Annotated in this window: 21 protein-coding genes and 1 tRNA gene; 8 read left to right on the forward strand and 14 right to left on the reverse strand. The window is 56.0% G+C overall.

Annotated elements, in window-relative coordinates; translation table 11 throughout:
• Positions 1-66: 66 nt before the first annotated feature.
• From MJO47_RS03105 to MJO47_RS03130, 6 genes are all read right to left on the reverse strand, one after another.
• On the reverse strand, positions 67-1302 hold the full coding sequence (locus MJO47_RS03105) for a hypothetical protein (protein ID WP_253959657.1): 1236 nt from the start codon (positions 1300-1302) through the stop codon (positions 67-69).
• Positions 1303-1338: 36 nt separating this feature from the next.
• Positions 1339-1485, reverse strand: a complete 147-nt coding sequence (locus tag MJO47_RS03110; protein ID WP_253959658.1) for a hypothetical protein — start codon at positions 1483-1485, stop codon at positions 1339-1341.
• A gap of 375 nt (positions 1486-1860) precedes the next feature.
• Positions 1861-2412: a peroxiredoxin gene (locus MJO47_RS03115; RefSeq protein WP_253959659.1), complete on the reverse strand. Its 552-nt coding sequence runs from the start codon at positions 2410-2412 to the stop codon at positions 1861-1863.
• A 222-nt stretch (positions 2413-2634) separates the two neighbouring features.
• The gene (gene mce, locus MJO47_RS03120; protein ID WP_253959660.1) at positions 2635-3033 is read right to left on the reverse strand and encodes a methylmalonyl-CoA epimerase; all 399 of its coding nucleotides are present in this window, start codon (positions 3031-3033) and stop codon (positions 2635-2637) included.
• A gap of 69 nt (positions 3034-3102) precedes the next feature.
• Complete coding sequence (locus tag MJO47_RS03125) at positions 3103-4758, reverse strand: methylmalonyl-CoA mutase (RefSeq protein WP_253959661.1); 1656 nt, start codon at positions 4756-4758, stop codon at positions 3103-3105.
• A gap of 89 nt (positions 4759-4847) precedes the next feature.
• Positions 4848-5414, reverse strand: coding sequence for a helix-turn-helix domain-containing protein (locus tag MJO47_RS03130; RefSeq protein ID WP_253959662.1), 567 nt, complete (start codon positions 5412-5414; stop codon positions 4848-4850).
• 290 nt (positions 5415-5704) lie between these two features.
• Here MJO47_RS03130 and MJO47_RS03135 point away from each other — a divergent pair, with 290 nt between their 5' ends.
• Entirely contained in the window at positions 5705-6070 is a 366-nt protein-coding gene (locus tag MJO47_RS03135; RefSeq protein ID WP_253959663.1) for a hypothetical protein, read from the forward strand.
• A gap of 87 nt (positions 6071-6157) precedes the next feature.
• Here the strand turns inward: MJO47_RS03135 and MJO47_RS03140 are convergent, their stop codons facing one another.
• Complete coding sequence (locus MJO47_RS03140) at positions 6158-9058, reverse strand: biotin/lipoyl-containing protein (protein ID WP_253959664.1); 2901 nt, start codon at positions 9056-9058, stop codon at positions 6158-6160.
• Between the two features lie 48 nt (positions 9059-9106).
• A complete protein-coding gene (locus tag MJO47_RS03145) occupies positions 9107-10831 on the reverse strand; it encodes an acyl-CoA carboxylase subunit beta (protein ID WP_253959665.1) in 1725 nt (574 codons plus the stop codon).
• Positions 10832-11389: 558 nt separating this feature from the next.
• Here MJO47_RS03145 and MJO47_RS03150 point away from each other — a divergent pair.
• Genes MJO47_RS03150 through MJO47_RS03160 form a run of 3 tightly spaced genes read left to right on the forward strand, consistent with a single transcriptional unit; the run spans position 11390 to position 14097 of the window.
• Positions 11390-12472: a hypothetical protein gene (locus MJO47_RS03150; RefSeq protein ID WP_253959666.1), complete on the forward strand. Its 1083-nt coding sequence runs from the start codon at positions 11390-11392 to the stop codon at positions 12470-12472.
• Positions 12473-12517: 45 nt separating this feature from the next.
• Positions 12518-13264, forward strand: coding sequence for a futalosine hydrolase (gene mqnB, locus MJO47_RS03155; protein ID WP_253959667.1), 747 nt, complete (start codon positions 12518-12520; stop codon positions 13262-13264).
• Complete coding sequence (locus MJO47_RS03160) at positions 13261-14097, forward strand: 1,4-dihydroxy-6-naphthoate synthase (protein ID WP_253959668.1); 837 nt, start codon at positions 13261-13263, stop codon at positions 14095-14097. The genes mqnB and MJO47_RS03160 overlap by 4 nt, the downstream gene beginning before the upstream one ends.
• Positions 14098-14172: 75 nt before the next feature.
• Here the strand turns inward: MJO47_RS03160 and serA are convergent, their stop codons facing one another.
• From serA to aroF, 3 genes are all read right to left on the reverse strand, one after another.
• Entirely contained in the window at positions 14173-15765 is a 1593-nt protein-coding gene (gene serA, locus MJO47_RS03165) for a phosphoglycerate dehydrogenase (RefSeq protein WP_253959669.1), read from the reverse strand.
• A 139-nt stretch (positions 15766-15904) separates the two neighbouring features.
• On the reverse strand, positions 15905-16180 hold the full coding sequence (locus tag MJO47_RS03170) for a hypothetical protein (RefSeq protein WP_253959670.1): 276 nt from the start codon (positions 16178-16180) through the stop codon (positions 15905-15907).
• A 90-nt stretch (positions 16181-16270) separates the two neighbouring features.
• Entirely contained in the window at positions 16271-17290 is a 1020-nt protein-coding gene (aroF, locus tag MJO47_RS03175) for a 3-deoxy-7-phosphoheptulonate synthase (protein WP_253959671.1), read from the reverse strand.
• Positions 17291-17695: 405 nt separating this feature from the next.
• Between aroF and MJO47_RS03180 the strand changes: the two genes are divergently transcribed.
• Positions 17696-17771: transfer RNA gene (locus tag MJO47_RS03180), tRNA-Phe, on the forward strand.
• Between the two features lie 80 nt (positions 17772-17851).
• On the opposite strand, the gene MJO47_RS03185 is transcribed toward MJO47_RS03180, so the two are convergent.
• Positions 17852-19045 carry a site-specific integrase gene (locus MJO47_RS03185; RefSeq protein WP_253959672.1) on the reverse strand — a complete coding sequence of 398 codons (1194 nt, stop codon included), beginning with the start codon at positions 19043-19045 and terminating at the stop codon, positions 17852-17854.
• Positions 19046-19062: 17 nt separating this feature from the next.
• Positions 19063-19473: a hypothetical protein gene (locus MJO47_RS03190; protein ID WP_253959673.1), complete on the reverse strand. Its 411-nt coding sequence runs from the start codon at positions 19471-19473 to the stop codon at positions 19063-19065.
• Between the two features lie 113 nt (positions 19474-19586).
• Here MJO47_RS03190 and MJO47_RS03195 point away from each other — a divergent pair, with 113 nt between their 5' ends.
• The 3 genes from MJO47_RS03195 (at position 19587) to MJO47_RS03205 (ending at position 21393) form a co-directional block, all read left to right on the forward strand.
• Entirely contained in the window at positions 19587-19817 is a 231-nt protein-coding gene (locus MJO47_RS03195) for a helix-turn-helix domain-containing protein (RefSeq protein ID WP_253959674.1), read from the forward strand.
• A gap of 477 nt (positions 19818-20294) precedes the next feature.
• Positions 20295-20951: a hypothetical protein gene (locus MJO47_RS03200; protein WP_253959675.1), complete on the forward strand. Its 657-nt coding sequence runs from the start codon at positions 20295-20297 to the stop codon at positions 20949-20951.
• A gap of 145 nt (positions 20952-21096) precedes the next feature.
• Entirely contained in the window at positions 21097-21393 is a 297-nt protein-coding gene (locus tag MJO47_RS03205; RefSeq protein WP_253959676.1) for a hypothetical protein, read from the forward strand.
• Positions 21394-21465: 72 nt separating this feature from the next.
• On the opposite strand, the gene MJO47_RS03210 is transcribed toward MJO47_RS03205, so the two are convergent.
• Positions 21466-22542: a hypothetical protein gene (locus MJO47_RS03210; protein ID WP_253959677.1), complete on the reverse strand. Its 1077-nt coding sequence runs from the start codon at positions 22540-22542 to the stop codon at positions 21466-21468.
• Positions 22543-22544: the final 2 nt, after the last annotated feature.

Below are 22544 nucleotides of genomic sequence, written 5' to 3' on the forward strand. Positions count from 1 at the left end.
GGGTAAAAAAAGGCCGGGCACAGGGCCCGGCCAAAAGCATAACAAAATCGTACTGTGGAGACAATCTTAGAAGACGTAGGTCAGCTTGGTTCCCAGCTTCCACATATTGTCAGATGCCCCGGTACCGGAAAGAGCCTCTCCAAATTCATCGTCAACAAGCAGATAGCCGCCGCCAGTGGTCCACTTAAGACCCTTGGTGATGGCGTAGTCGAAGTAAGCGTCAATCTCGTGACCGAAGGTGATGGAGCTAACAGGACCCATGTCGGCAGCCTGCTGGGCATAGATGTAAGCCGCACGGATGCCGGATTTCTCGTTAAAGAGGCGGGTGCCGGCGTCAAGGCGCACATACATGTAGTTGGAGTAGTACAGACCAGGCAGATTGTCTTTGCCAACACCGTCAAGGGCAGCAATACCGGCAGTAGTCAGCTTGCTGAACTCACCACCAGTCAGAACTTCTGACCAGTTCTGCAGGCCTTCGACGTCAACAAACTCACCCGTGGGGGTATCCTCATCACCGACATAGGCTGCGGAAATCCCGAAAGAGGTCGGCCCGTCAACATACAGCGCTTTAGCGAAGGCAGCGGTACCCAGACCATCGTCACCACCATCAACATCCCAGCTGCTGAACATCAAGCTGGCCTGCAGAGAGAGTTTGTCCATCTGGCCTTTAGCACCAGCGCCGAAGAAGTAAACATCCATGTTGGCGTCGCCGTCCTTCATGTAGCCCACTTCCGGAACCAGGGTGAAGTCACCAGCCTTTACAGCGTAGTTTACGCCATAGTAATCTTTTTCAAGTCCTTCACTGTCAGGCGTGTATCCATTATCGTAGGCAGTATTTGTCTGCTCATCGATTTTAATCCAAGAAAGACCAAGCCCGCGGTACTTCACGCTGATACCGCTCGCCTGTTCGTTGATGATATAGCCGCTGCCAAGATTGAAGGTGTGGGTACCCACCTTGAAATTGGCGTCCATGGTAGTGAAGTCAAGATAGGCGGATCTCAACTCAAGCTCATTTGTCTGATCTGCTCTCAAAGCACCGTTACCTTGGCCCCAAGCATAATCGGATTCGAGCTCAATAACTGCCTTGACTGCATCGTTGAGGGCAGCAGTGGTCATCAGACGGAAACGCTGCTCTACTGCGGCACTGGAGTCATCGTTGTCGTCATCGGCATCCCGGACGTTATCCGACATGATACCTGCCACTATAAACAGACCCTTGGCATCAAGGGTCAGAGCCACAGCAGGGGTGGCCAGGGCTACGGCCGCGAGGGTCGCAACCAGAATTTTAAGATATTTGCTCACAGTGTGCCTCCTGAAATGAAATAAATGATCACATCCTTAGCCTTCTTGACCGACAGGCGCTTCGAATTCATACCCGCAAGCAGGGCATTTTACACGGACGGAGTCCCCTTTGCCGGCAGGAGCGCAGGCAGCGAGTGACAGGGCGAACAGACTGACGAGAACCAACGAGATCAGTTTTTTCATGCGGCTTTCACCTCCTTCCCCAGAGTCAGATAAATGTGGCGGTCTTTGACAAGACCATCAGTTTGGCTGGCAACAGCCATGCCTTTTTCACATATCTGTTTCGATTAAGCAAAAAAAGCGCCAACCTCATTAAAATACAAAACAAAAACTACATGCGCAACTACCCGTATTCACTGAACCTTGAAAAAGACCCCGTGCGCAGGCGACACGAGGCTCTCATGATGCTTCTCAAATAACCACATCGCGTGGTGAATTCACCACACATTCTGGCGGTTTTTCTCTCCACATACAGCGCGACAACCACTTCGCCACCAGCGAAAACACCGGGAAGCCCGGTACAGGCTAAACGGGGAGACATATCGGCCGCGTGCCACATCACTCTTTGGTCTCCGCGGGCTTCGGCTGCTCCTCGGCCGCCTTGTGGGTTTTGGCCCGGGCCTTCATCAAATCCTTGATCTTCAAGCGCAGGTCATAGGCGGTAATAAGACTGCCGTCGCGCTGCACCTTCATATCGGGGTCGATGATCAGCACGCGGGGAATCAGGTAGACGTTGTAGGCCTTGAGGGCGGAGCCGTCATCGACCAGAGGCACATAGGGCAGGGTCTCCACCAGAGAGCCCACATGCCCCTTCACCATGGAGGGCGAATCCTGCACGTAAACGTCGACGATCTGCACATTGTTCTCTTTGAGGAAATCGCGGACGTCGTTGAATTCCTGCATCTGCTGCTTGCAGGTGGGGCACCAGGTGGTGGCCAGCTTGAGGATGATGAACTGCCCTTGGTAATCGGAAAGGTGGACTTCTTTGCCGTCGAGGTTTTTGAGCTTGAAATCGGGGGCGGGGGCACCCGCCTCAAGGGCCGAGGCCAAGGCGGGAGTAAAAAGCAGCAGGAGCAACAGGGGGAGGGCGGCGAACCAATGTTTTTTCATCAATTTGTCTCCGCGTCGCTGAAGGAAATAGGGGTTCACTGACGCCTCAGTCTATCAACCCAAATCGACAAGTCAAGAAAACCCGTTTTATTCTCCCTGTTTTAACTTTCGAGACTCCAGTATATTTTTATAAATACCAAAGTCAAGGCAAAAATGCCCAAGAACAGCAACCATTTGTTTTAAATGCATATTTAACAGACAAACATTGTTTTGTTTTTATTTTTACACCTCGCACAACTCCGTCAAAACGCCCCCGGTGGCCTTGGGATGCAAGAAGGCGATACGGGTGCCATGGGCGCCCCGGCGAGGCTTTTCATCGATAAGGCGAACCCCCTGGGCAGCCAGATCAGCCAGAACTGCGTCCAGATTGTCCACTTGATAAGCGAGGTGATGCACCCCTTCGCCGTTTTTCTCCAAAAACTTGGCTACAGGCGAATCTTCGCTGGTCGGCTCCAGCAGTTCGATGCGGCTTTCGCCCACGGCCAGAAAAGCGACGCGCACCTTCTGTTCGGCCACCTCTTCGGTGCCCTCGAAGGCCATCCCCATGACATCACGATAGAGCGGGAGGGCGCTCTCCAGACTTTTGACGGCAATACCGATGTGATTGATCTTTTTGGTCATGATCGCTCCTGAAAAGACGAAAGCCAGAGAACCGGGGGCCGGCTTCTGGCTTTCGTGAATCGCATTGAATTACAGAACCACGGTCTCCTGATGCTCGCCGAAGACATCCCGCAGCGTGTTGCAGATTTCGCCGAGAGAGGCGTAAACCCGCACGGCCTCCAGAATGGGCGGCATGAGGTTGTCCGTCCCCTGAGCGGCAGCCTTGAGAGCGGCCAGTTTTTCGTCGACGGCCTTTGGATCGCGGCCGGCCTTGACCGCGGCGATGGCCACCCGCTGTGCCTGCTCGACCTCAGGCTTGATTTTGAGCAGATCCTTGGGCGGCGCCTCTTTGATGGCGAACTGATTCACGCCGACGATGATCTGCTCTTTGCTTTCAATGGAGCGCTGATAGGCGTAGGCGCTGTCCTGGATTTCTTTCTGCTGGAAGCCCCGATTGATAGCCTCGGCGGCGCCGCCGAGATCGTCGATCTTCTGGATGTACTCCAGAGCCTTGGCTTCGATCTGGTCGGTAAGGCTCTCGACCAGGAAGGAGCCGGCCAGAGGATCGATGGAATCGGCCACGCCCGACTCATAGGCGATGACCTGCTGGGTGCGCAGGGCGATGCGGACGGAATCTTCCGTCGGCAGAGCGAGGGCCTCGTCGCGGCTGTTGGTGTGCAGCGACTGGGTGCCGCCGAGCACGGCGGCGAGGGCCTGAATGGTGACGCGCATGATGTTGTTGTCGGGCTGCTGGGCGGTGAGGGTACAGCCGGCGGTCTGGGTGTGGAAGCGCAGCATCTGGCTACGGGGATCCTTGGCGCCGAAGCGCTCTTTCATGATCTTGGCCCAGATGCGGCGGGCGGCGCGAAACTTGGCGACCTCTTCGAGGAGGTTGTTGTGGGCGTTGAAGAAGAAGGCCAATCGGGGGGCAAATTCATCGACATCGAGCCCAGCCTTGATGGCGGCCTCGACATAGGCGATCCCGTCGGCGAGAGTGAAGGCGACTTCCTGCACGGCGCTGGAGCCGGCCTCGCGGATGTGGTAGCCGGAGATGGAGATGGTGTTCCACTTGGGCACATGGTCTTTGCAGTAGGCGAAGATGTCGGTGATGATACGCATCGATTCGCTGGGGGGATAGATGTAGGTGCCGCGCGCCATGTATTCTTTGAGGATGTCATTCTGGATGGTCCCCATGATCTTGTCGGAAGAGACCCCCTGTTTTTCGGCCACGGCGATGTACATGGCCAGCAGCACGGCGGCGGAGGCGTTGATGGTCATGGAGGTGGAGACCTTGTCGAGGGGGATCTGGTCGAAAAGGATCTCCATGTCGGCCAGGGTATCAATAGCGACGCCGACCTTGCCCACTTCGCCCTCGGCCATGGCGTCGTCGGAGTCGTAGCCCATCTGGGTGGGCAGGTCGAAAGCGACGGAGAGACCGGTCTGACCGGCGCCGAGCAGGTAGCGATAGCGCTCGTTGGACTCTTTGGCGGTGCCGAAACCGGCGTACTGGCGCATGGTCCAGAAGCGCCCGCGATACATGGTAGGCTGCACGCCGCGAGTGAAGGGATATTCACCCGGGAAACCCAGCTTACCTTCGTAATCCGGAAAGTCAAAGCCGGGGAGAAAGACCCGCTCCATGTCCAGGTCGGAGGTCGTGGAGAAATCCTCGCGGCGCTCCTTGGCCTTATCCATCACTTTTTTAAGGGTCGTCGATTCCCAGTTTTTTTTCTGGTCCTGAATGCTCATGTAAAGCTCCTTCAAAACAGAGAGTAAGATATCGACTGCCGAGACAAAGGCCGTGGCGGTCGACTCAGTCGGTCATAATCCTAAGGGGTTCAGCGGGTCACCACGGCCAGCACCTCGACCTCCTGGCCGTCGAGAGAGAGCAGGCGGTGGCGAAGATCGGAGTCGAAGTAGATGGCGTCCCCTTCTTCTAGGATGAAACGCTGGTCTTCGAGGATGACTTCGGCGGTCCCGCGCAGGATCAGCAGAAACTCCTCGCCCTCGTGATTGTAGAGGGTTTCCTCTTCGGCCCGCTCGGAAACGGTGAGGACAAAGGGCTCCATCTTCTTGTTCTGCTTGTGGAAAGACAGGGCCTCGTAGGTATAGCCATGGCCCGTCCCCGCCTTGGAAATCACCCGGCTGATGACCCGTCGTTCGCCGCGGCGCACGACTTCGTATTTGCGATCCTCTTCGTCATCTTCAAAGAAATGCCCCATTTTGACGTCGAAAAAGCGGGCGATCTTGGAGAGGGTGGCGATGGGGGGCGAGACGTTGTTGTTCTCGATCTGCGAGATCAGGGCGGGTGAAAACCCGGTTTCCCGAGCGACATCCTGCAGCGTGAGTTTGCGGGCTTTGCGCAACGCCTTGATCTTGGTGCCGATATTGAATTCGAGAGCCATGAGCCATCCAGCGAAAATAGAAAATGGTTTTATAAGGGTTTTTTCTTAGCGGAAAACCCCATGATTGTCAATGTAATTATTTATCGTCAGTAAATGCACTTTATCGAAAATAAAGAGGATTTAGCTGACATTCCCCTGCGTCGAAATCACCCCTGTTGTGCGTTTTTTGCGCTGCCGCTCTTGCGACTCTCCCCTCACCTTTTATACTTTTTGAAAATGAAACAGTGAGGATCACCCACCGGCTGCCATTTGACCCATACCATCATCTTTTTTGCCTGAGGGGGTTTGCCATGACCGGACTTGAACTGGCCAAAAAACTGGAAGAGCACTCGGACAACCGTTACATCTTCATCCGCTGGTGGGGTGAAGACGCCGGACAGGATGAATACGAAACCCTGGATGCCTTTATCGAAAACGCCTCGGCAGAGCAGCAGATTGCCGGCTATGAGCTTCTCGATCTGGAAGGGATGTGGGACACCTTGAATCGCCTGCACCCCGATCAGGTCACCCGGGAGAAACGCCTGAACGGAGAATTCATCGTCTGGGCTCACGACAGCGGCGCCGGGGAAATGGTCATCGAGGACTGTCCCTATACGCCGGAAGCGCTGATGACCATCTTCAAGCTCGAACTGCTGCAGGAGCGCCCCCTGAGCTGAGCCAGCCGCCTATAAAAACGCCCCGCCCGACAATGGGCGAGGCGCCAGCTTTCAGGCTCCCCGACCACGGGGAGCCTTTTTTGTGGATCAGAGGATCACTTTCAGATACTCGCTGGTGCGGGCCCGCTTTTCACGCTCGATCTCTTTGGGATCGACCTCGACGAATTTCTCGTCGGGGGTGATCTTGAACAGGGGCTGTCCTTTGGAGACGATGATGCCGTCGCCGCCGGAGATGAGGATTTTGTCGATGGTGCCCGAGAAGGGCGCCCGCACCGTATTGAACATCTTCATGACTTCGATGATGTAGAGCGGCTGCCCCTTCTCGAAGTGCATTCCTTCCTCGACAAAGTGGGGCAGGCCCGGCGCTTCCTGGGCGTAATACATGCCGCCGCAGACCGCCACGATCTCGTCGGCCTTGGTCGCCGGCGGCGGCACCAGCACTTTTTTCATGCGCGCCTGCAGGTCGGGGTCGGTGAGATGGTCGGGGATGGTGATCTCGAGGTCGTCCTCGACTTTCAGATCCCAGAACTTGGTGTTGAGGGCAACCAGGAAGACCATGCCGAGCAGTTCGAGCCCGGCTTCGTAGCCAAAGTGGGAGGCGCGGATCTGCTCCCACATGTCGGCATCGAAACCGCCCTGCGGCTTGTCTTTCTGCAGCATCTCATTGAGCTGGAAGTAGTCTTCCTCGTGCAGACCGAAGGCCTCGTTGAGCTTGGCGTAGAAACGCACGGCTTTCTGCAGCAGCTCGTCGTCGTGGCTCCAGATCACTTCGGCGGCGGGGTCTTTCGGATTGTAGAGCTTGTTGAGGTAGTCGTAGGTCTCACTGAGCACGACCACGGGATTGCGCAGCCAGATGACCTTGCCTTTTTCCAGGCGGAAGTTCCGCTTGTTGAGGCTGAGCCAGCCCGAGAGCATGTGGGGATCGTCCAGCAGCTTCTCGATGGGGCGGGTCAGCAGCGTGCCCTTGCGGTCGAGGAGTTCGGACATGTTCTTGAGCTCTTTGCCGAGCACCTCGGGCTGATCGGCAAACTGCTCGGAGACCAGCTGGGCATAATGTTTCTTCATCTGCAGGAAGGCATAGACCGGGTCGAGCTTGTTGGCTTCTTCCTTCAGCATGCCGACGAGGGTGAGGTAAGGCACGACAAAACGGGTGGTCGGCTTGGCGTTGACCGTATTGCCGATAAACCAGTTCACCAGACCGTAGTGGAATTCAAGGTTGGTGGCCAGGTCGGTGCCGCGGATTTTGGTGTTGCGCAGCACTTTCGACAGATACTTGTAGCTCTCGAGGCGATTCTCCCCCTTGGTCAGCAGCAGGGCGATGTTGGAGTCGTAAGCCCCGGCCACCCGGTACTTCATGAACAGGCCGGTGTCGGGATTGAGGGCACTGATGCCCTGGTCGTCGCGGATTTCGCCCTCGATGGGGCGAGACCAGTAACGAATCACGCCCCCGGCATGAGGAGACAGGGAGGCGTCCGTGGCGTTGAGGCGGGCTTCCACGGCGGCGTTGAAGCGCACCACCCGTTCGGGCTTGGGCAGCCGCTTTTTGTGGCGGGCCATCAGCGCCATGGCTTCGACGAGGGATTCGACGATGAAATAATCGCTCTTGTCGTCGGGGTTGGTGAACTTGAGGCTGTAGCAGAGCTCGGTCACCCGGTGTTCCACCTGGATGCGGGTATTGACCTCCATGAAATAGTGGCGGTCGCGGTCGACAATGCACTCGAAGGTCGAGGCCGAGTCGAGGCCGACGGCCTGGCCGAAGCGCTCGGCCTCTTCTTCCATGCGCTTGAGCACGGTCAGGTCGGTCTCCAGGGCTTTGGCGGCCTGCTCTTCACCGGCGGCGCGGGCTTCGGCTATGCGCGTGGCCAGCCCTTCCTGGGTAACGGAGACTTCGAGCAGCTTCTGCTCGTGCATCTGCAGAGAGCAGTCGCGGCCGCCAAGAGCGATGCACCACTCGCCGTTGCCCAGCAGCTGGATCTCGTTATGGCGGGTCTGCTCGATGTTCAGCTCGATGAGCACGTTCTTGTTGTCACCAATGCCGTTGGCCTTGACTTCGTTGAGGACTTCCCGCACCAGGGTCGGCGCCTGGGAGGCCTCCTGCTCGATGAGAGCGGCGTTGATGTTTTTGGCCGTGAGCAGGGAAGCCCCGAGGATGCGCTGCCCCTTGCCGCCGCCACCGCCGATGGCCTTGAGGCGCACGCGGCTTTTGGGGTACTTGCGGAACATCTCGGTTACTTCAAACTGCACCTGGGCGCAGAGCTCTTCGATAGAGAAAAGATCGATCCCCTTCTGATAGGAAGCATAGAGGATGTGGTCGGCCAGCTCTTCGAGGGAAAGATCCTTATTGTCGAGGACCGCCTTGTCGCAGTCAAGGCTTTCGGCGTCGACCAGGGCCAGCAGCTTCGCACGGGTCGGGTGTTTTTTGACCAGGGTACGGGCGGTGACGTTGTCGATGCCGGGGGTGACGCTGACGTTGACGCTGAGGGCGGTGCGCTTGGCCTCGTCCTTTTTGCCGGCATTGGCCTGGGTGGAGGCGCAGGGGCCGATAAAGTTCAGGCCGGCTTTTTCGATAGCGGCGACGAATTCCTCATCCTCGGCCATGAAACCGTAGCCGGCGAAGATGGAATCGTAGCCGTTGTCCTTGGCGATGCGAATAATCTGATGGATACGCTCGACGCGTTCCTCCTTGCTCGCCCCTGAGTAATCGGGCACCCGGTGCACCCGGCGCGAATCGGTCAGCTGACGAAGCTCCGGCGACAGGGCATTGGGGTAGACAATGGAGTCCTTTTCCGAAAGCAGAATGCCGTAGTGGGTGATTCCCATTTCGTCATAGACGTCCATGGCCTCTTTTCGGATGGGGCCCCGGCAGACGATGAGGGGCTTGAGATCCTCGCAGGCAAAGGAGCGCACCCACTCGGAAGCGGCCTTGCCCAGGCGGCGGTCTCGGTGAATCAGGGGATTGTCATTATAGTAATCTCTTTGTTGAGCCATCGGTATATATCTCCAATCTGATTCCTTAGATAGGGTTCCGGTGAGGGCTTAATAAAACTCGCGCTGCACGCTCTGCATCGGGCCGGGTTTGTAGTGGCGCAGGAAGAAGTTGAGATTCTCCCCGAGCACCTTGCGCAGATCCGTCGGCATGACGATGCTGGAGATGGAGCCGAGGCTCAGAGCCTCTTTCGGGTTCATCAGCTCTTTCTCGTAGCGCAGATTAAGCTCGGCCTCGGCCGCCTTGAGCCAGTCGGCCGCCTCTTTTTCGGCGTCCTTCTTGGCCACATCGTCGCGCAGACCGGCATCGAGGCGTTCCTGAATGCCCCTCTTGACCCGCTCGGGAATCGATCCGCGCAGCTTGCGCAGTTCATCCTTGTAGACGAACTCCTTGCCGGCCGGCCCCATGACCGCCAGACGGGTGGTGGGCAGGGCCAGCACCAGGTCGGCCCCCGTCGGGTAGTTGTTGTAGGAGGCGTAGGCGCCACCGAAGGCGTTGCGGATGATGAGCAGGATGCGCGGCGTGCGGATATCGACGATGGAGTCGAGCATGGCGCGGCCGGCCTGCACGATACCGCGGGATTCCTGCTCGCGGCCGGGGAGGAAGCCGGTGGTGTCTTCCATGAAGATGAGCGGAATATTGTAGATATTGCAGAAACGGTTGAAGCGGGCGATCTTGTAGGCCGCGTCGCAGTCGATCTGACCGGAGTCGACGGCGCTGTTGTTGGCCACGAAGCCGACGACGTTGCCGCCGAGGCGGCCGAAAGCGGTGATGACGTTGCGGGCCCGGTCCGGCTGCATCTCGAAATAATCCCCGTGATCGCAGATCTGCTGGATCATGAGGGACACGTCGAAGGGGGTATTGAAGCCGGTGGGCGAATTGAAGGTCTTTTTCAGCAGGGTGTTGATCTCCCAGGTCTTGCGGTCGAGGGGATCGCTGGTCTCCTGGAAGGGCGCCATGACGCTGTTGTTGTCGGGCAGGTAGCTGAGCAGGCTGATGGCCGTGCGCAGGGCGGAGACTTCGTCCTCGACGGTGAGGTCGGCGACGCCTGACTTGCCGTGTACCTGCGGGCCGCCCAGCTCTTCCGGGGTGATGTCTTCACCCAGCACCGACTTGACCACGCCGGGACCGGTGAGACCGAAAAAGGTGTCGTTGGGCTGAATGACAAAACTGCCCTGCCGGGGCAGGTAGCTGCCGCCACCGGCATTGAAGCCGAACATGCACATGATGCTGGGCACCACACCGCTGATCTTGCGCAGGGCGGTGAAGGCTTCGGCGTAGCCGTCGAGGCCACCGACGCCGGCGGGGACGTAGGCGCCGGCACTGTCGTTCATGCCGATAAGGGGAATCCCCTTCTCGCCGGCCATCTGGAAGAGGCGGGCCAGTTTCTGGCCATTGGTGGCGTCCATGGAACCGGCGCGCACGGTGAAGTCGTGGCCGTAAAGAGCGACGTCGCGCCCCTTGATGTTGAGGATGCCGGTGACCAGCGAAGCCCCGTCGAGATTCTTGCCCCAGTTCTGGAAGAGGATGTTGGGATCTTTGTCGGTGAGCACGCGAATGCGCTCCCAGACCGTCATGCGCTTTTTGAAGTGCTGTTTTTCAATCTGGGCCACGCTGACCGATTTGATGGGCCGCTGAATGAGGTCATGTCCCTCTTTCATGGCCTCTTCATAGCCACCAGCGACGCCGGCGATTTCGCCGGGAATAGTGAATTCGACTTTTTCCGGTGGATCAAATGGATTCTTCAGTGAAGGTTTAATCGCTTTTTTCGACATTTCGGTTATCCCTCTGATTTGATAAGAACGATCTTTGCGGTACGCGTCACCCGGGCTAACCAGGCTTCACGGACCAACCCATCCTGTCTTTGCGGCAAAAAACAAAATTCCGCCGTACCGGAGAAGCCTCCGAAGCTGGGCGGTGATTTTTTCTTCAGCTCGAAAACCAGACCCCAGGGCAAGCCGCCGTCGAGTCTGCATTTTCGTCTAAAAATAAAAAGTAGTTTTATTTCCGCACCGATATAGCGAAAATGGCTGGAATTGTCAATAAAATAATTTATTGTCGATAAAAAGATTTAACGCTAATAAATGTTAATTTCAGGGGAGTTAGCCCTTCGGGGCGGCCTTTCCTCCCCCATGTATACGGCATCCTTTCTCCAAACTTTTGTTTTGTTATCCATCAACTTTTGCAAAGGGGAAAGGTGAAAGGCAACCGATGCCACCATGGGTGGCGATATTGACTTTTCTGCCGTGATCAACTACTTTGACGGCTGGGCGCGACCACCGGATTGGCGCGCATCTCGCGTCCGCGCAATACTCCAGACAGCAGGCTCTCTTTTGACTCCTTTGACGTTCAATCTGCCTATCGGGCTGCGGCTTTGGGAAAACGAATTCCGCCGCGGCAAATCCCCCCTCCACCGGGGCTACGCCTTCTCGCCACTGGAGGCCTCTTCGGACGCCTATCGCATTACCGTCATGGCCGAAGCGGACCAGATTTCCCGCCTTTTCCACAGCATTAGCCGGCTCTTTGGCCCCGAGGCCTTTCTCATCCTGGAATTTTATCCCCACGAAATGGAGGCTCCCGGCGAAGAGCCCAGCGGGCCCACTACTTTCTACAGCCCTTATCTGCCGACCGCCGAGCTGCTCCAGGCCCTTGATACCTACCTGCCTCGCCTGATTCACGATGGTTTCGTCGGTTTCGGCCTGGCCAACAACCGGGCCGGGCTCGAATTTTTCTATTCCGAAGAAAAGGTGCTGACCTGCTTTTCCGGCAACCACCTGCGCGTCATCGATCTGCTGAACCAGCATGGCCTGCCCCATCGCCCCGACCTGCTCACCCCCGGCGATTTTGGCCACGACCATCTTTCGCTCCTCTGCCTTCCCGCCGACGAGCTGCCTCCGTTTCTGGCCGAAATGGGTCAGGATGATCTCGACTACGTGCTCTTCTGTCAGGAAATTGTCGAGGCTCTCGACATGTATCCCGTTGAGGAGACCCTCAGCTTTTTTCTGTCCAAGAAGGAACAGGATGCCATCGAGGCCTGCCTGAGCCGCCACAGCGAATTCTCCGAGTTTGCCGAGGAAGATTTCGGCAGTCTGCTGCTGGACTGGAACGACTTTGTCAGCGAGTGTGAGGCCGCCTTTGAAGGCGACCTCTGGGAATATCAACAGGGGCTCAAGCTGCGCGACATGATCCAGTATGTTATCGAGGGGATCCCGCCGTCACTCGCGACCAAACTCAAGGAGATCCTGGCCGAACCGGATGCCCAGTTCCAGCGCAACCTGATCGACCGCCGCAAGCGGCTCGATGCCCCCGGCGACATTCCGGTGCGAGAGGAACGCTTCTGGTACCAGGGCGTGGTTCGCAACCAGGGAGCCTACCTGCGCCGGGACCTCATCCGCTGCGGCTGGTTCAAGCCCTGATCGCCACCGCTTCTTTGCTTTCATCTTTTCCCATGAGACACGCGCATGATTGCCCTGATCGCCGCCGTACCGCTTGAAACCGAGCTGCTGCGCCAGACCCTGTCGCCATGGGAAGTGCGCCAGTGCGCCGGGTACGACCTGTTTCGGGGCAGCTATGGGGGACGCTCCATCGGTCTGCTGCACTGCGGGGTCGGCAAGGTCAACGCGGCGGCGGCGACGAAGGCGCTCATCACTGCCTGTACGCCAAGCCTCATCCTCTCTTTCGGCTGCGGCGGCGCCTACCCCGGTGCCGGCCTGCTCACGGGAGACCTCGCCCTGGCAACGGCAGAAATCTACGGGGATGAGGGCGTTTTGACCCCCGGTGGTTTCTGCGATATGGAAGCCATTGGCTTTCCCCTGGCCCGCCGGGGCGGGGAAGCTTTTTTTAACCGGTTTCCACTGAAGGCCGCCCTGATCGAACACGCCGCCCCGCTCCTGAAGACGCTCTGCGACAGCAGAGGCTGCCGCTTTGCCTCCGGACCGTTTGTCACCATCTCTACTTGTTCGGGTACTTTGGCGGCCGGCCTGGCCATGGAAGAGCGCACCAGCGGGATTTGCGAAAATATGGAAGGGGCGGCTATCGCCCACGTCTGCCAACTGCACGACACCCCCTTTCTGGAGGTGCGGGGCATCTCCAACCTCACCGAAGACCGGGATTTTTCCCGCTGGGACCTGCGCGGTGCTGCCGCCATGGCCCAGCAAGGGGTGCTGACCCTGCTGGAAAACCGGCCGGAAAGGGCTATCTCCGCATGAGCCAGCAACTGACCCTGGGCTACTCGCCCTGCCCCAATGACACTTTTATCTTTCACGCCCTCATTCATGGCCTGATTCCAACGGGGGATCTGTGTTTTCGCGAACGCCTGGAGGATGTGGAGACTCTCAACCGCCTGGCCCTGGAGGGCACCCTCGATCTGACCAAAATCAGCTACCATGCCTTGGGCCATCTGCGCGACGATTACGCCCTCCTGCGCAGCGGCGGCGCTCTGGGGCGCGGCTGCGGTCCGTTGGTGGTGACAACCGGCGCCACCACCATGGAGGAGCTGAAAGGGAAAAAGATCGCCATCCCCGGCCGCCTGACGACCGCCAATCTCCTGCTGCAGCTTTATGGTGAAGGGTTCGAGGACGTGCTGATTCTGCCTTTCGATCAGATCATGGCCGTGATCCGGTCGGGGCAGGTCGAGGCCGGGGTGATCATTCACGAATCCCGCTTCACCTACCAGGCTCACGGTCTGACCCAGGTGGCCGACCTCGGGGCCTGGTGGGAACAGGAGACCGGTCTGCCCATCCCCCTGGGAGGCATTCTGGCCAAACGTTCCCTGGGCGCCGCCACGATCGCCCGCGTCGAAGCGGCTCTGCGCGCCAGCGTGGCCTACGCCCAGAGTCACCCGGAAAGCTCGCGGGCCTATATCCGTCAGCACTCTCAGGAGCTGGCCGATGACGTCATTGCCAGCCACATCGCCCTTTACGTCAACCCCTTCTCCCTCGACCTGGGCGAAGAGGGGGTGCGGGCGGTTGAAACCCTGCTGCAGCGGGCGGAGGAGCGCGGCATCGTCCCGCCCAGCCGACAGCCTCTCTTTGTGACCTGAAAGGGTCTGAAAAGACACAAAAAAAAGCGACTCCCGGCATGGGGTCGCTTTTTTTGTGTCAAAATGACAGGCGGTTTACCGCGCCATATGGACAGCTTTGATAAAGTGCGCGCCTACCGCCTCGGCCAGTCGGGCGACAATCTCCTCCGGGATGGGGGCATCGAGGGAGAGAACCACCATGGCTTCGCCGGCCTTCTCGCGGCGCCCCAGGTTGAGGGAGCCGATATTGATGTCGGCTTCGCCCAGGATGGTCCCGATTTTCCCGATCAGACCCGGCTTGTCATCATAGGTGATGACCAGCATGTGTTCTTCCGGCTGGAAATCGGTGTTAAAGTCGCGCATCTTGACGATTTTGGGAACACCGTCGAACAGGGTGCCGGCGATGATGCGACGTCCCTCGGGGGTCTCGATGGTCAGGGTGATGAGGTTCGAGAAGGAGCCGGCTTCGGTGTTGCGCACCTCTTCCACGTCAATCCCCATATTGCGGGCGATGAGGCGGGCGTTGACCATGTTGACTTCCTGCTCCGTATGGCGGTTGAGCAGTGCGGCCAGGCCGCACACGGTCAGGGGAGCGCAGTCGTAGCGGGCCAGCTTGCCGTTGTAGGTGAAAGTGACCTTGTTGGGGTTGGGGGTCGCCAGCTGGGAGATAAAGTCGCCGATGCGGCTGACCAGGGCCATGAAGGGTTTCATATGGTCCATGAGGTCGGGATCGAAACGGGGGATGTTGAGGGCGTTTTCCAGGGGGCGGCCGTCCAGGTAATTGACGATCTCCCGGCTGACATCGATCGCCACATTCTTCTGCGCTTCGAAGGTGTTGGCCCCAAGGTGGGGGGTGACGATCATCCTGGGGTGAGCGATGAGCTTCTGCAGGGTTTCGGTGCGCGGGGGCTCCTCGCTCCACACGTCGAAAGCGGCGCCGGCCACCTTGCTGCTTTCAAGGGCAGCCAGCATGGCCTCCTCGTTGATAATGCCGCCACGGGCGCAGTTGACAATGATGACGCCATCCTTCATGCCGGGGAAGTGCTCGGCACCTACCAGGTCGCGGGTTTCTTCGTTCAGAGGCGTATGCACGGTGATGATGTCAGCATAGCGCACGATGTCTTCGAGGGAGACCAGCTTGACCCCGAAATCTTCCGCCCGCTTTTCAGCGATGTAGGGATCACAGGCGATGACGTCGGCCTCGAAGGCCTTGCAGCGCAGCGCCACGCGGCCACCGACCTTGCCGAGGCCGATGATGCCGACGGTCTTGCCCTTGAGTTCATAGCCGGTAAAGGGCGCCCGCTTCCACTCGCCGCTTTTGAGGGAGGCGTTGGCCACCGTGACGTTGCGGCACAACGAAAGCAGAATGGCCATGGTATGTTCGGCCGCCGAATTGACGTTGCCGAAAGGGGCATTGACCACGATCACCCCTTTGCCGCTGGCCGCTTCCACATCGACATTGTCGATGCCAACCCCGGCGCGGGCGATTATCTTGAGCCTGGTGGCGTGATCCAGCAGCGGCTGATCGACCTGGGTGCCGCTGCGGGTGATGATGGCGTCGTAGGCTCCAATCGTCTGATGCAGCTCGGGAACGGACAGGCCGAGCTTGACGTCGACTTCGATACGGGGATCATCGAGAAGGGGCTGGAGCCCTTCCTGGGAAATTTCATCGGTAACAAGGACCTTCATGACGGCTCCTTTTGCGGGGGATGGGGACAGCCAAAAGACCCTGTCCCTTTTTTAGGCAAGCGCAAATCTTAAAACTTTACAGCGCCTCTGTCAACGCCGTATACCACGCCCAAAGCCTGTCCGAGGCAGAGCCCGACGATCATTTGATGCGTTTGAGATGACCCCCTTTTTCCCCATCCTTTACCGGGGCGGCGACACCTTCCTCCTCCCGCGCGCCCTCTTCTGCGTCTTCACCGAGAAAGGGCAGGGATTTTGTTTCAATCATGGTCTCAATGGAGGTGGCGATGGAGAGACACTGCTTCATACAGACGCGGCGCGCCGGGCAGCTGGTGCAGTCCGCTTCGCCGCCGGCGACCCGCAGGGCATGCACGACCAGTTCAACACTTTCGACCTGGGACAGCGGAATAAAAAACATATTTTTCCTCCTAGCGACGGGCAGACTGAACTGGCGCAACCGCACGCCGGTTCAATCTGCCCGAGTTTCGGCCGAACACTCTACCCTCTTTTACAGGGTTTTGCCAGCGACCGCCGCGTACTGCCGCAACTTTTCCATGACGGCGGCGAACTCCTGGGGCCGCAGGGACTGAGGCCCGTCACTGGCCGCCTTTTCGGGGCAGGGATGCACCTCGATAATGAGGCCGTCGCAGCCGGCGGCGACAGCGGCATAGCTCATGGAGGGGACGAGGCTGGCATGGCCGGTGGCATGGGAGGGATCGATCATCACGGGCAGGTGGGTCTGCTCCTTGAGAACCGGCACCGCCGAAATATCCAGGGTGTTGCGGGTGGCAGTCTCGAAGGTGCGGATCCCCCGTTCGCAGAGGATGACGCGACGGTTGCCCTCGGCCAGAATGTACTCGGCACTCATGAGGAACTCCTGGATGGTGGTGGCCATGCCGCGTTTGAGCAGCACCGGCTTGTCGAGCTTACCCAGCATTTTGAGCAGGGCGAAGTTCTGCACGTTGCGCGCCCCCACCTGCATGATATCCGCATAGCGGGCCACCAGCTCGACGTCCCGGGGGTTGACCACCTCGGTGACGATGGGCAGGCCGGTCTCCTGCCGCGCCAGATCGAGCAGCTTCAGCCCCTCTTCCTCCATCCCCTGGAACGAATAGGGGCTCGTCCGCGGCTTGAACGCCCCGCCGCGCAGCACCTTGGCGCCAGCCGCCTTGACCGCCCTGGCCGTCTCGACGATCTGCTCTTCGCTTTCCACCGAGCAGGGTCCGGCCATGACCACCAGGGAAGAACCGCCTATGGTCACACCCGGCGCCAGCTCGATTTCACTGGGAGCGGGGCACACTTCCCGACTAGCCAGTTTGTAAGGCTTAAGAATGGGGACCACGCTCTCCACGCCGGGCATGGACTCCAGAGACTGCAGCACCATCTTGCCCCGCTCATCCCCGACGGCGCCGATGACATTGCGGGTCTCCCCGTGGATGACGTGGGGCTTGTAACCGAGTTCGCGAATGCGTTTTTTCACTTCGGAAAGTTCTTCCTTGCCGACGCCTTGCTTCATGACGATGATCATTTTTTTGCCTCCTGGTGTGTGATCGCCTTGCCGTTAAATGAAAAAGGCCCCGGAGCTGGTCCCGGAGCCTTTTTGATTTCGATCACAAGCAAAAAGACCACGGGAAAACCCTCTGCCGGTCTGCCCATGGTCTCTGTCGGTTTGGTGTGTGGAGTCTTCTTACGCCAGCAAACCTCTTCCCAGGGCAGACGGTCTAAAATAACCGTACCAAAAGAAAAAGCGGCTAAAGATGGCGAAGGAAGAAAACATGTTCTGCTCCATTAAAAATCAATGATTTTTTCTTTTAGCAGTATTCAGGAGAGATAGCAAGAACTAAGTTGACCCCCTGCAAAGACCCCTTCGTCAGAATCCTGATATTTTTTCTTGACAGCACAAAGCGATTTAGCTATAAACGGGCTTCCAAACGCCCAGGTAGCTCAGTCGGTAGAGCAGAGGACTGAAAATCCTCGTGTCGGCAGTTCGATTCTGTCCCTGGGCACCAGAAATATCAAGGGCTTGCCATACCGACGGCAAGCCCTTTTTCTTTTTGTGTGTAATTTTGGTGTAATGCTGTCAGGAATCCTAAGAAGCACCTTCTAACCTCTGCTCCAGCCTGTCCATAGCATCCTGAATATGCTCCCCGTTCTGGTGTGCATACCTTAGCACCATAGCCAAAGTCTTATGCCCTGATATTCTCATGACCGTTGGCAGGTCTATGCCTTCCTGAACAAGATGCGTTACAGCAGTGTGCCTCATGGTGTGACGGACAATTTGCGAAGGGTCCAATCCTGCCGCCGCAACAACCCGCCTGAATGCTTTGTCCAGGTTGGTCACATGACCTGTTTTTGATTTGGCAGACGGGAACAGCCACTCCTCCCCCTCTTCTGCATTCTCTATGACTTCTTTCAACACATCGGCAAGCCGTCCGGTGATTGGCTGCTCTCTCGTTCCGGCCTTGCCCTCAGGGACATGAATCTGCTTTCTATTAATGTCTATATGCTCAAGCCGGATAGCGAGAATTTCTGATTTACGCATTCCCGTATCAATGCCTATCAGTATGAACAGATGGATGTGGGGGTTCTCGTCTTCCAGGGACATTTGTTGCAGAGATGATATTTGCTCTCTCGTGAGGTAGACAATCTTGTTCGATTCTTCAGGGAGCAGCTTAACCTTGCATGGCCTGTAAGGAATCCACTTCCAGTCTATAGCCTTATTAAACAGATGAGACAGCACCGCCAACTCTCGGTTGATTGTTCCATTACTCGTATTCTTCAGTGTAGAGATATCGAGGGGCTTATTCTTCTCCCCCCCTGGCACAGCCTTCTCTTTTGACCGCTTTTCCTTATAACGTTCAATGTCGCTAACTGTAATTTTCGACAATGGCTGATTACCGAAATACGGAACAAGATGCTGCTCCAGGCGGCGCTTTTTGTTCTTAATATCCTTACCGCCTTCCTCTTCCAGGTTTTCAATATATTTCTTGGAAGCCTCTCGGAACCCCATTGCAACCTTACGCCCTTGGGGGAGGTTCAAACGGTCTTCCCTGGCTTTTGTTCTCAACCCTGCTATGGCAGCCTCTACATGCTCACGGGTCACACCTTCGGATTCTTTCCCGATAGCCCTGTGAATCCGTTGGCCGTCTACCATGACATTGATTGCAAAACGACCGTCACCATTATTCAGCCGAGTGAATACAATGCCATGCTCTTCAATCTTCTCCCCCGCTTCTAGCCTTCTCATTTGCGGACGTGTGAGCTTTTCGTATTTGATTGCCATATCCCTGCCCTGTCTGCTTAATGCCTTGCCTTTATCGCCTGCTCGTTTATTTCATCCCAATTGGCTTTTATCTTTTCGTAGTTGGGTGTTCTATGAGCCTTCCAATATGTCTTCTTGTCCGCTTCGATTACCCGCCAAATCAGTTCTTCATCGTAGGTCAGTAACTCTGGGCAATGAAGACAGAGGTTAACAAAGCAAGTCACCTCGTCTTCATCGAATATGAGGTCTGGGAGATATTCTCCCTTTCCATTTGTCAGCCCCATTTCCTTGTCATGAAGAAGCCGTTCCAGTGCAAGTTCGATTACTGCCGTTATTGAAGTCCTTCGCTGAATACGGGCCAAGAGTTCAACGGAATATCTCATCTTCGGAGTAAGCCTTACCGTCAAGAGTTTCCCTTTTCCGCTGCTTGGCCTTCCTGCCTTTGCCATAGGTCCACCTCCCTGTGAGTGTTCATTCTGGGCAAATCTTAACAGCAATCTTTTTGTCTTGCAATATATTTTTTTATCTTGTATATTTTGTCTTACGAAATGGAGGACGGGCAATGAAGGTCACAGAAATTGAAATGCTTCCCGATGGGAGAATGGACGCCAACAATGCCGCACTGTATTTAGGCATGGCACCCAAAACCCTTGCCATGATGCGTTACCAGGGCAAAGGGCCTCTCTTCATCAAACGAGGCAGAATTTTCTATCGCAAGGACGACTTGGACCAATGGATTGCCGAAGGCTCAGGCATGAAAAGCACTGCTCAGGCAAGACTGGTCAAAGCATAAAATCTTTCTGTCCGTGGGCGGCTCAATACGTTGGCACGGACAGTTTCAAAAGTCGCTTACCAAGGAACCCGACAAAGGCGACACCGTGGGAGCAAAATCTCAGGGCGGGTCGGGGGCGGTCATGCAACCGCAGGCCTTTAGGCTACCTGTAAGAACCAGCAATGTTGCATGGGATTTGCTGGCCTCAGTTGGGACCTGAGGAAAACCGCTCACCCTCCCATTGATGCTTGGGTAGGGGGAGCTTTGTTCCTAATTGGTTTAGAAGAAAAAAAAGAAAAAACAAAAAATGGGTAGGGGCTAAAGGTAAGGGGAATAATAGAGGGATTGGATAAGGTAGGTAAGAGTAGATGAGGCTATTGATACTGATACTGTTCTTACTTCTATTCATTGCCCTACCTATGCCTAATTTCTGATTTCAGTAGATTGCAATTAACTGCATTCACTGTTTTTCCCGCCGCCCCGCCGTTGGAGGCATTAATGAGCAAGGGTGCATCTCAGTACAAGGGGCTTGTGGAGGCTCAGCAGGCTTCGCAGAACCCCCAGCATGACAAGTTCGGGCGTCTCACCAGTCTCTCCCCAGATAAGCTGGAGAAGGTGCATTCTATGGCCGTTCACGGCCATTCCCCACGCTTGATAGCCAGAAGTGTGCAAGTGGACATGGGGGAATGCTTGGACATAACGGAAAAGCACCTGGCACGGATTATTGAGAGATACAGGGTAGCCCACGTCCCTATTGACCAAATGATTGACCCTTACGTTTTGAGCCGGTTCACGGAGAAGGTCCGCCGCAACGTCAATCACATATCGGAACTGAGCGCCCTGATTGATTTGCAGAAGGAACGGCTCCGACAAGTCAGGCTAGAAGAGCTGGAGGCGGGGAAGCCTCTACAGATAACGGATAAGCAGATAGCCTTGCTCAACAGGCTTCTGAGGAGCTATTCCGATGCGGCCTGCAAGTCTGGGTTGGTTGATATCTTCGCCTCCGACTACAGGCGGGAAATCGAGGGTCAGGACGATGAACACGTATTCAGCATGGAAATGGTCTACAAGGGTTTTGTCAGACAACTTCATGCTACTGACCCTCAGAACTTCGAGCAGAACTTGCTTGAGTTCCTGGCTTGGAGCAAGGACTGATGTGGAACCAGCGCACAGGGAATTTCAGTTGCACTTAATTGCAATCATACGGCTGGAATCAGGGACATCCCTTGTTCCCCAGCCCGAATTTCCGTGATGCAGTCACCAGAAAAAAATTTCAGATTTAACACCAAAGGGGAACAGTATGAATGCAGCTAATTGCAATGGCGTAATCGGTCCTGATGAACTCATGCTCCTGGCACAGGCTCATATTGAAATACTCATTCGAGTTGGGAAACTGGGGGAGGGCTTTGCACGGCCTCACCGCATGAGCGAACAGGCCTTTAAAGAGGCAAGGGACCTCTTCAGGCAGATAAGAGCGAGGGGCCTTGATTGGAGCATGAGCGAATGGATTGAGGTCTTCCAGGAACTCTACGACGGAGACATGGAAAAGGTAAAAATAGTCCTATATCAAGGCCTGTCAATTCCTGTCTTGCATTAAGCTGGCGGTGGAGAAGTCGAAGGGTGTGAAGCTGGGAACCACATCCTCAACTCCAGGTAAAATTAAACATTATTATTCGTCTTCGTCAGTGTCAGAAACAGAATCATCTTCACATCTTTCGATTAATTTAACAATTTCTCCTAACTTAATTTCTATGTTTCCGTCTTCATGCCGTTTCGCTGCGAAATCAAGTAGATGATTTTCATAATTAGAGACTTGCCTAATGGGTTCACGTACATATCGTTCAATGAAATTAGCCATTGTATTTCCGGCTTCTTGTTCAAGGTGCTCCCATGCTGCATCACCAACATAGGCTTCCCCCCCTGATTCTCTAAATGCATTTTCTAAATCAGCGAGCCTATGGTTGGGTGTTGGGTCTAGTACAATAAGAATTGGTCGGTAGCCAGAGTTAATGCAGTCATTAGCAAAGCCAACCTCTTCTCCAAATCTCCCTTGTCCGCTTGCTGCAATAGTCACACGCAGCTTGAATTCGTAAGCTACCCTTGCTCCGTCGGGTCTTATGAGAACGCAATCCACTTGACGGCGTTTGTTTTGTTCCCCTGTCCTTAGTATGGGTGAATTGCGACCACTTGCAGGCTCACCGCCCAGTGCAGACGCAAGAATTGGCTCAAAAAGATAGCCGCTTTCTTGGGCAGAGCGATTGTCGATATCAAAAAACCATTTGCGCCAAGTTATCCATGATGCTAAAGCGTCAACCTGTAAACCACCATATTCGAGTAGAGAACGTGGTGAAACTTGAACCATAGTTGGAATTGGTTGTGCAACAAGTATTTTTGCGTATTTTTTGCGTCGTTTGTGTAGTTCAGAAAGGCAACGTAAATATGTTATGAAGTCTGGTATGTCCCTTTTCCCATCAAGAAAAAGGTTGATATAATCAATCCCATTCATGTTTGTGGTATCTTCAAACCACTCAAAATCAATATCATAATAATTTTGATTAGGAACGATTACATTTCTTATGTTTTCGGGAAGACGTTGAGTATTTTCTGTGTCCCTGTAGATGATTCCTATCAGCTTAGATAGTTCAGTGCCCAACAGCTCTATAGGAAGAGCTGTCTGGGGGCCAAGAAGCATTAACTTGGTAAGGAGCCTGTTTTCGTCTGCAGTTAATCGGCTATCTCTTGGCATAG

The organism is Desulfuromonas sp. KJ2020, assembly GCF_024197615.1.
Classification (GTDB): Bacteria; Desulfobacterota; Desulfuromonadia; order Desulfuromonadales; family SZUA-540; genus SZUA-540.

What these genes read in the sequence shown, in the direction of transcription:
- MJO47_RS03110 (WP_253959658.1), bottom strand. Translation starts at nt 1,485, where the DNA reads ATGAAAAAACTGATCTCGTTGGTTCTCGTCAGTCTGTTCGCCCTGTCA.
- MJO47_RS03115 (WP_253959659.1), bottom strand. Translation starts at nt 2,412, where the DNA reads ATGAAAAAACATTGGTTCGCCGCCCTCCCCCTGTTGCTCCTGCTGCTT.
- mce (WP_253959660.1), bottom strand. Translation starts at nt 3,033, where the DNA reads ATGACCAAAAAGATCAATCACATCGGTATTGCCGTCAAAAGTCTGGAG.
- MJO47_RS03125 (WP_253959661.1), bottom strand. Translation starts at nt 4,758, where the DNA reads ATGAGCATTCAGGACCAGAAAAAAAACTGGGAATCGACGACCCTTAAA.
- MJO47_RS03130 (WP_253959662.1), bottom strand. Translation starts at nt 5,414, where the DNA reads ATGGCTCTCGAATTCAATATCGGCACCAAGATCAAGGCGTTGCGCAAA.
- MJO47_RS03135 (WP_253959663.1), top strand. Translation starts at nt 5,705, where the DNA reads ATGACCGGACTTGAACTGGCCAAAAAACTGGAAGAGCACTCGGACAAC.
- MJO47_RS03140 (WP_253959664.1), bottom strand. Translation starts at nt 9,058, where the DNA reads ATGGCTCAACAAAGAGATTACTATAATGACAATCCCCTGATTCACCGA.
- MJO47_RS03145 (WP_253959665.1), bottom strand. Translation starts at nt 10,831, where the DNA reads ATGTCGAAAAAAGCGATTAAACCTTCACTGAAGAATCCATTTGATCCA.
- mqnB (WP_253959667.1), top strand. Translation starts at nt 12,518, where the DNA reads ATGATTGCCCTGATCGCCGCCGTACCGCTTGAAACCGAGCTGCTGCGC.
- MJO47_RS03160 (WP_253959668.1), top strand. Translation starts at nt 13,261, where the DNA reads ATGAGCCAGCAACTGACCCTGGGCTACTCGCCCTGCCCCAATGACACT.
- serA (WP_253959669.1), bottom strand. Translation starts at nt 15,765, where the DNA reads ATGAAGGTCCTTGTTACCGATGAAATTTCCCAGGAAGGGCTCCAGCCC.
- MJO47_RS03170 (WP_253959670.1), bottom strand. Translation starts at nt 16,180, where the DNA reads ATGTTTTTTATTCCGCTGTCCCAGGTCGAAAGTGTTGAACTGGTCGTG.
- aroF (WP_253959671.1), bottom strand. Translation starts at nt 17,290, where the DNA reads ATGATCATCGTCATGAAGCAAGGCGTCGGCAAGGAAGAACTTTCCGAA.
- MJO47_RS03185 (WP_253959672.1), bottom strand. Translation starts at nt 19,045, where the DNA reads ATGGCAATCAAATACGAAAAGCTCACACGTCCGCAAATGAGAAGGCTA.
- MJO47_RS03190 (WP_253959673.1), bottom strand. Translation starts at nt 19,473, where the DNA reads ATGGCAAAGGCAGGAAGGCCAAGCAGCGGAAAAGGGAAACTCTTGACG.
- MJO47_RS03195 (WP_253959674.1), top strand. Translation starts at nt 19,587, where the DNA reads ATGAAGGTCACAGAAATTGAAATGCTTCCCGATGGGAGAATGGACGCC.
- MJO47_RS03200 (WP_253959675.1), top strand. Translation starts at nt 20,295, where the DNA reads ATGAGCAAGGGTGCATCTCAGTACAAGGGGCTTGTGGAGGCTCAGCAG.
- MJO47_RS03205 (WP_253959676.1), top strand. Translation starts at nt 21,097, where the DNA reads ATGAATGCAGCTAATTGCAATGGCGTAATCGGTCCTGATGAACTCATG.
- MJO47_RS03210 (WP_253959677.1), bottom strand. Translation starts at nt 22,542, where the DNA reads ATGCCAAGAGATAGCCGATTAACTGCAGACGAAAACAGGCTCCTTACC.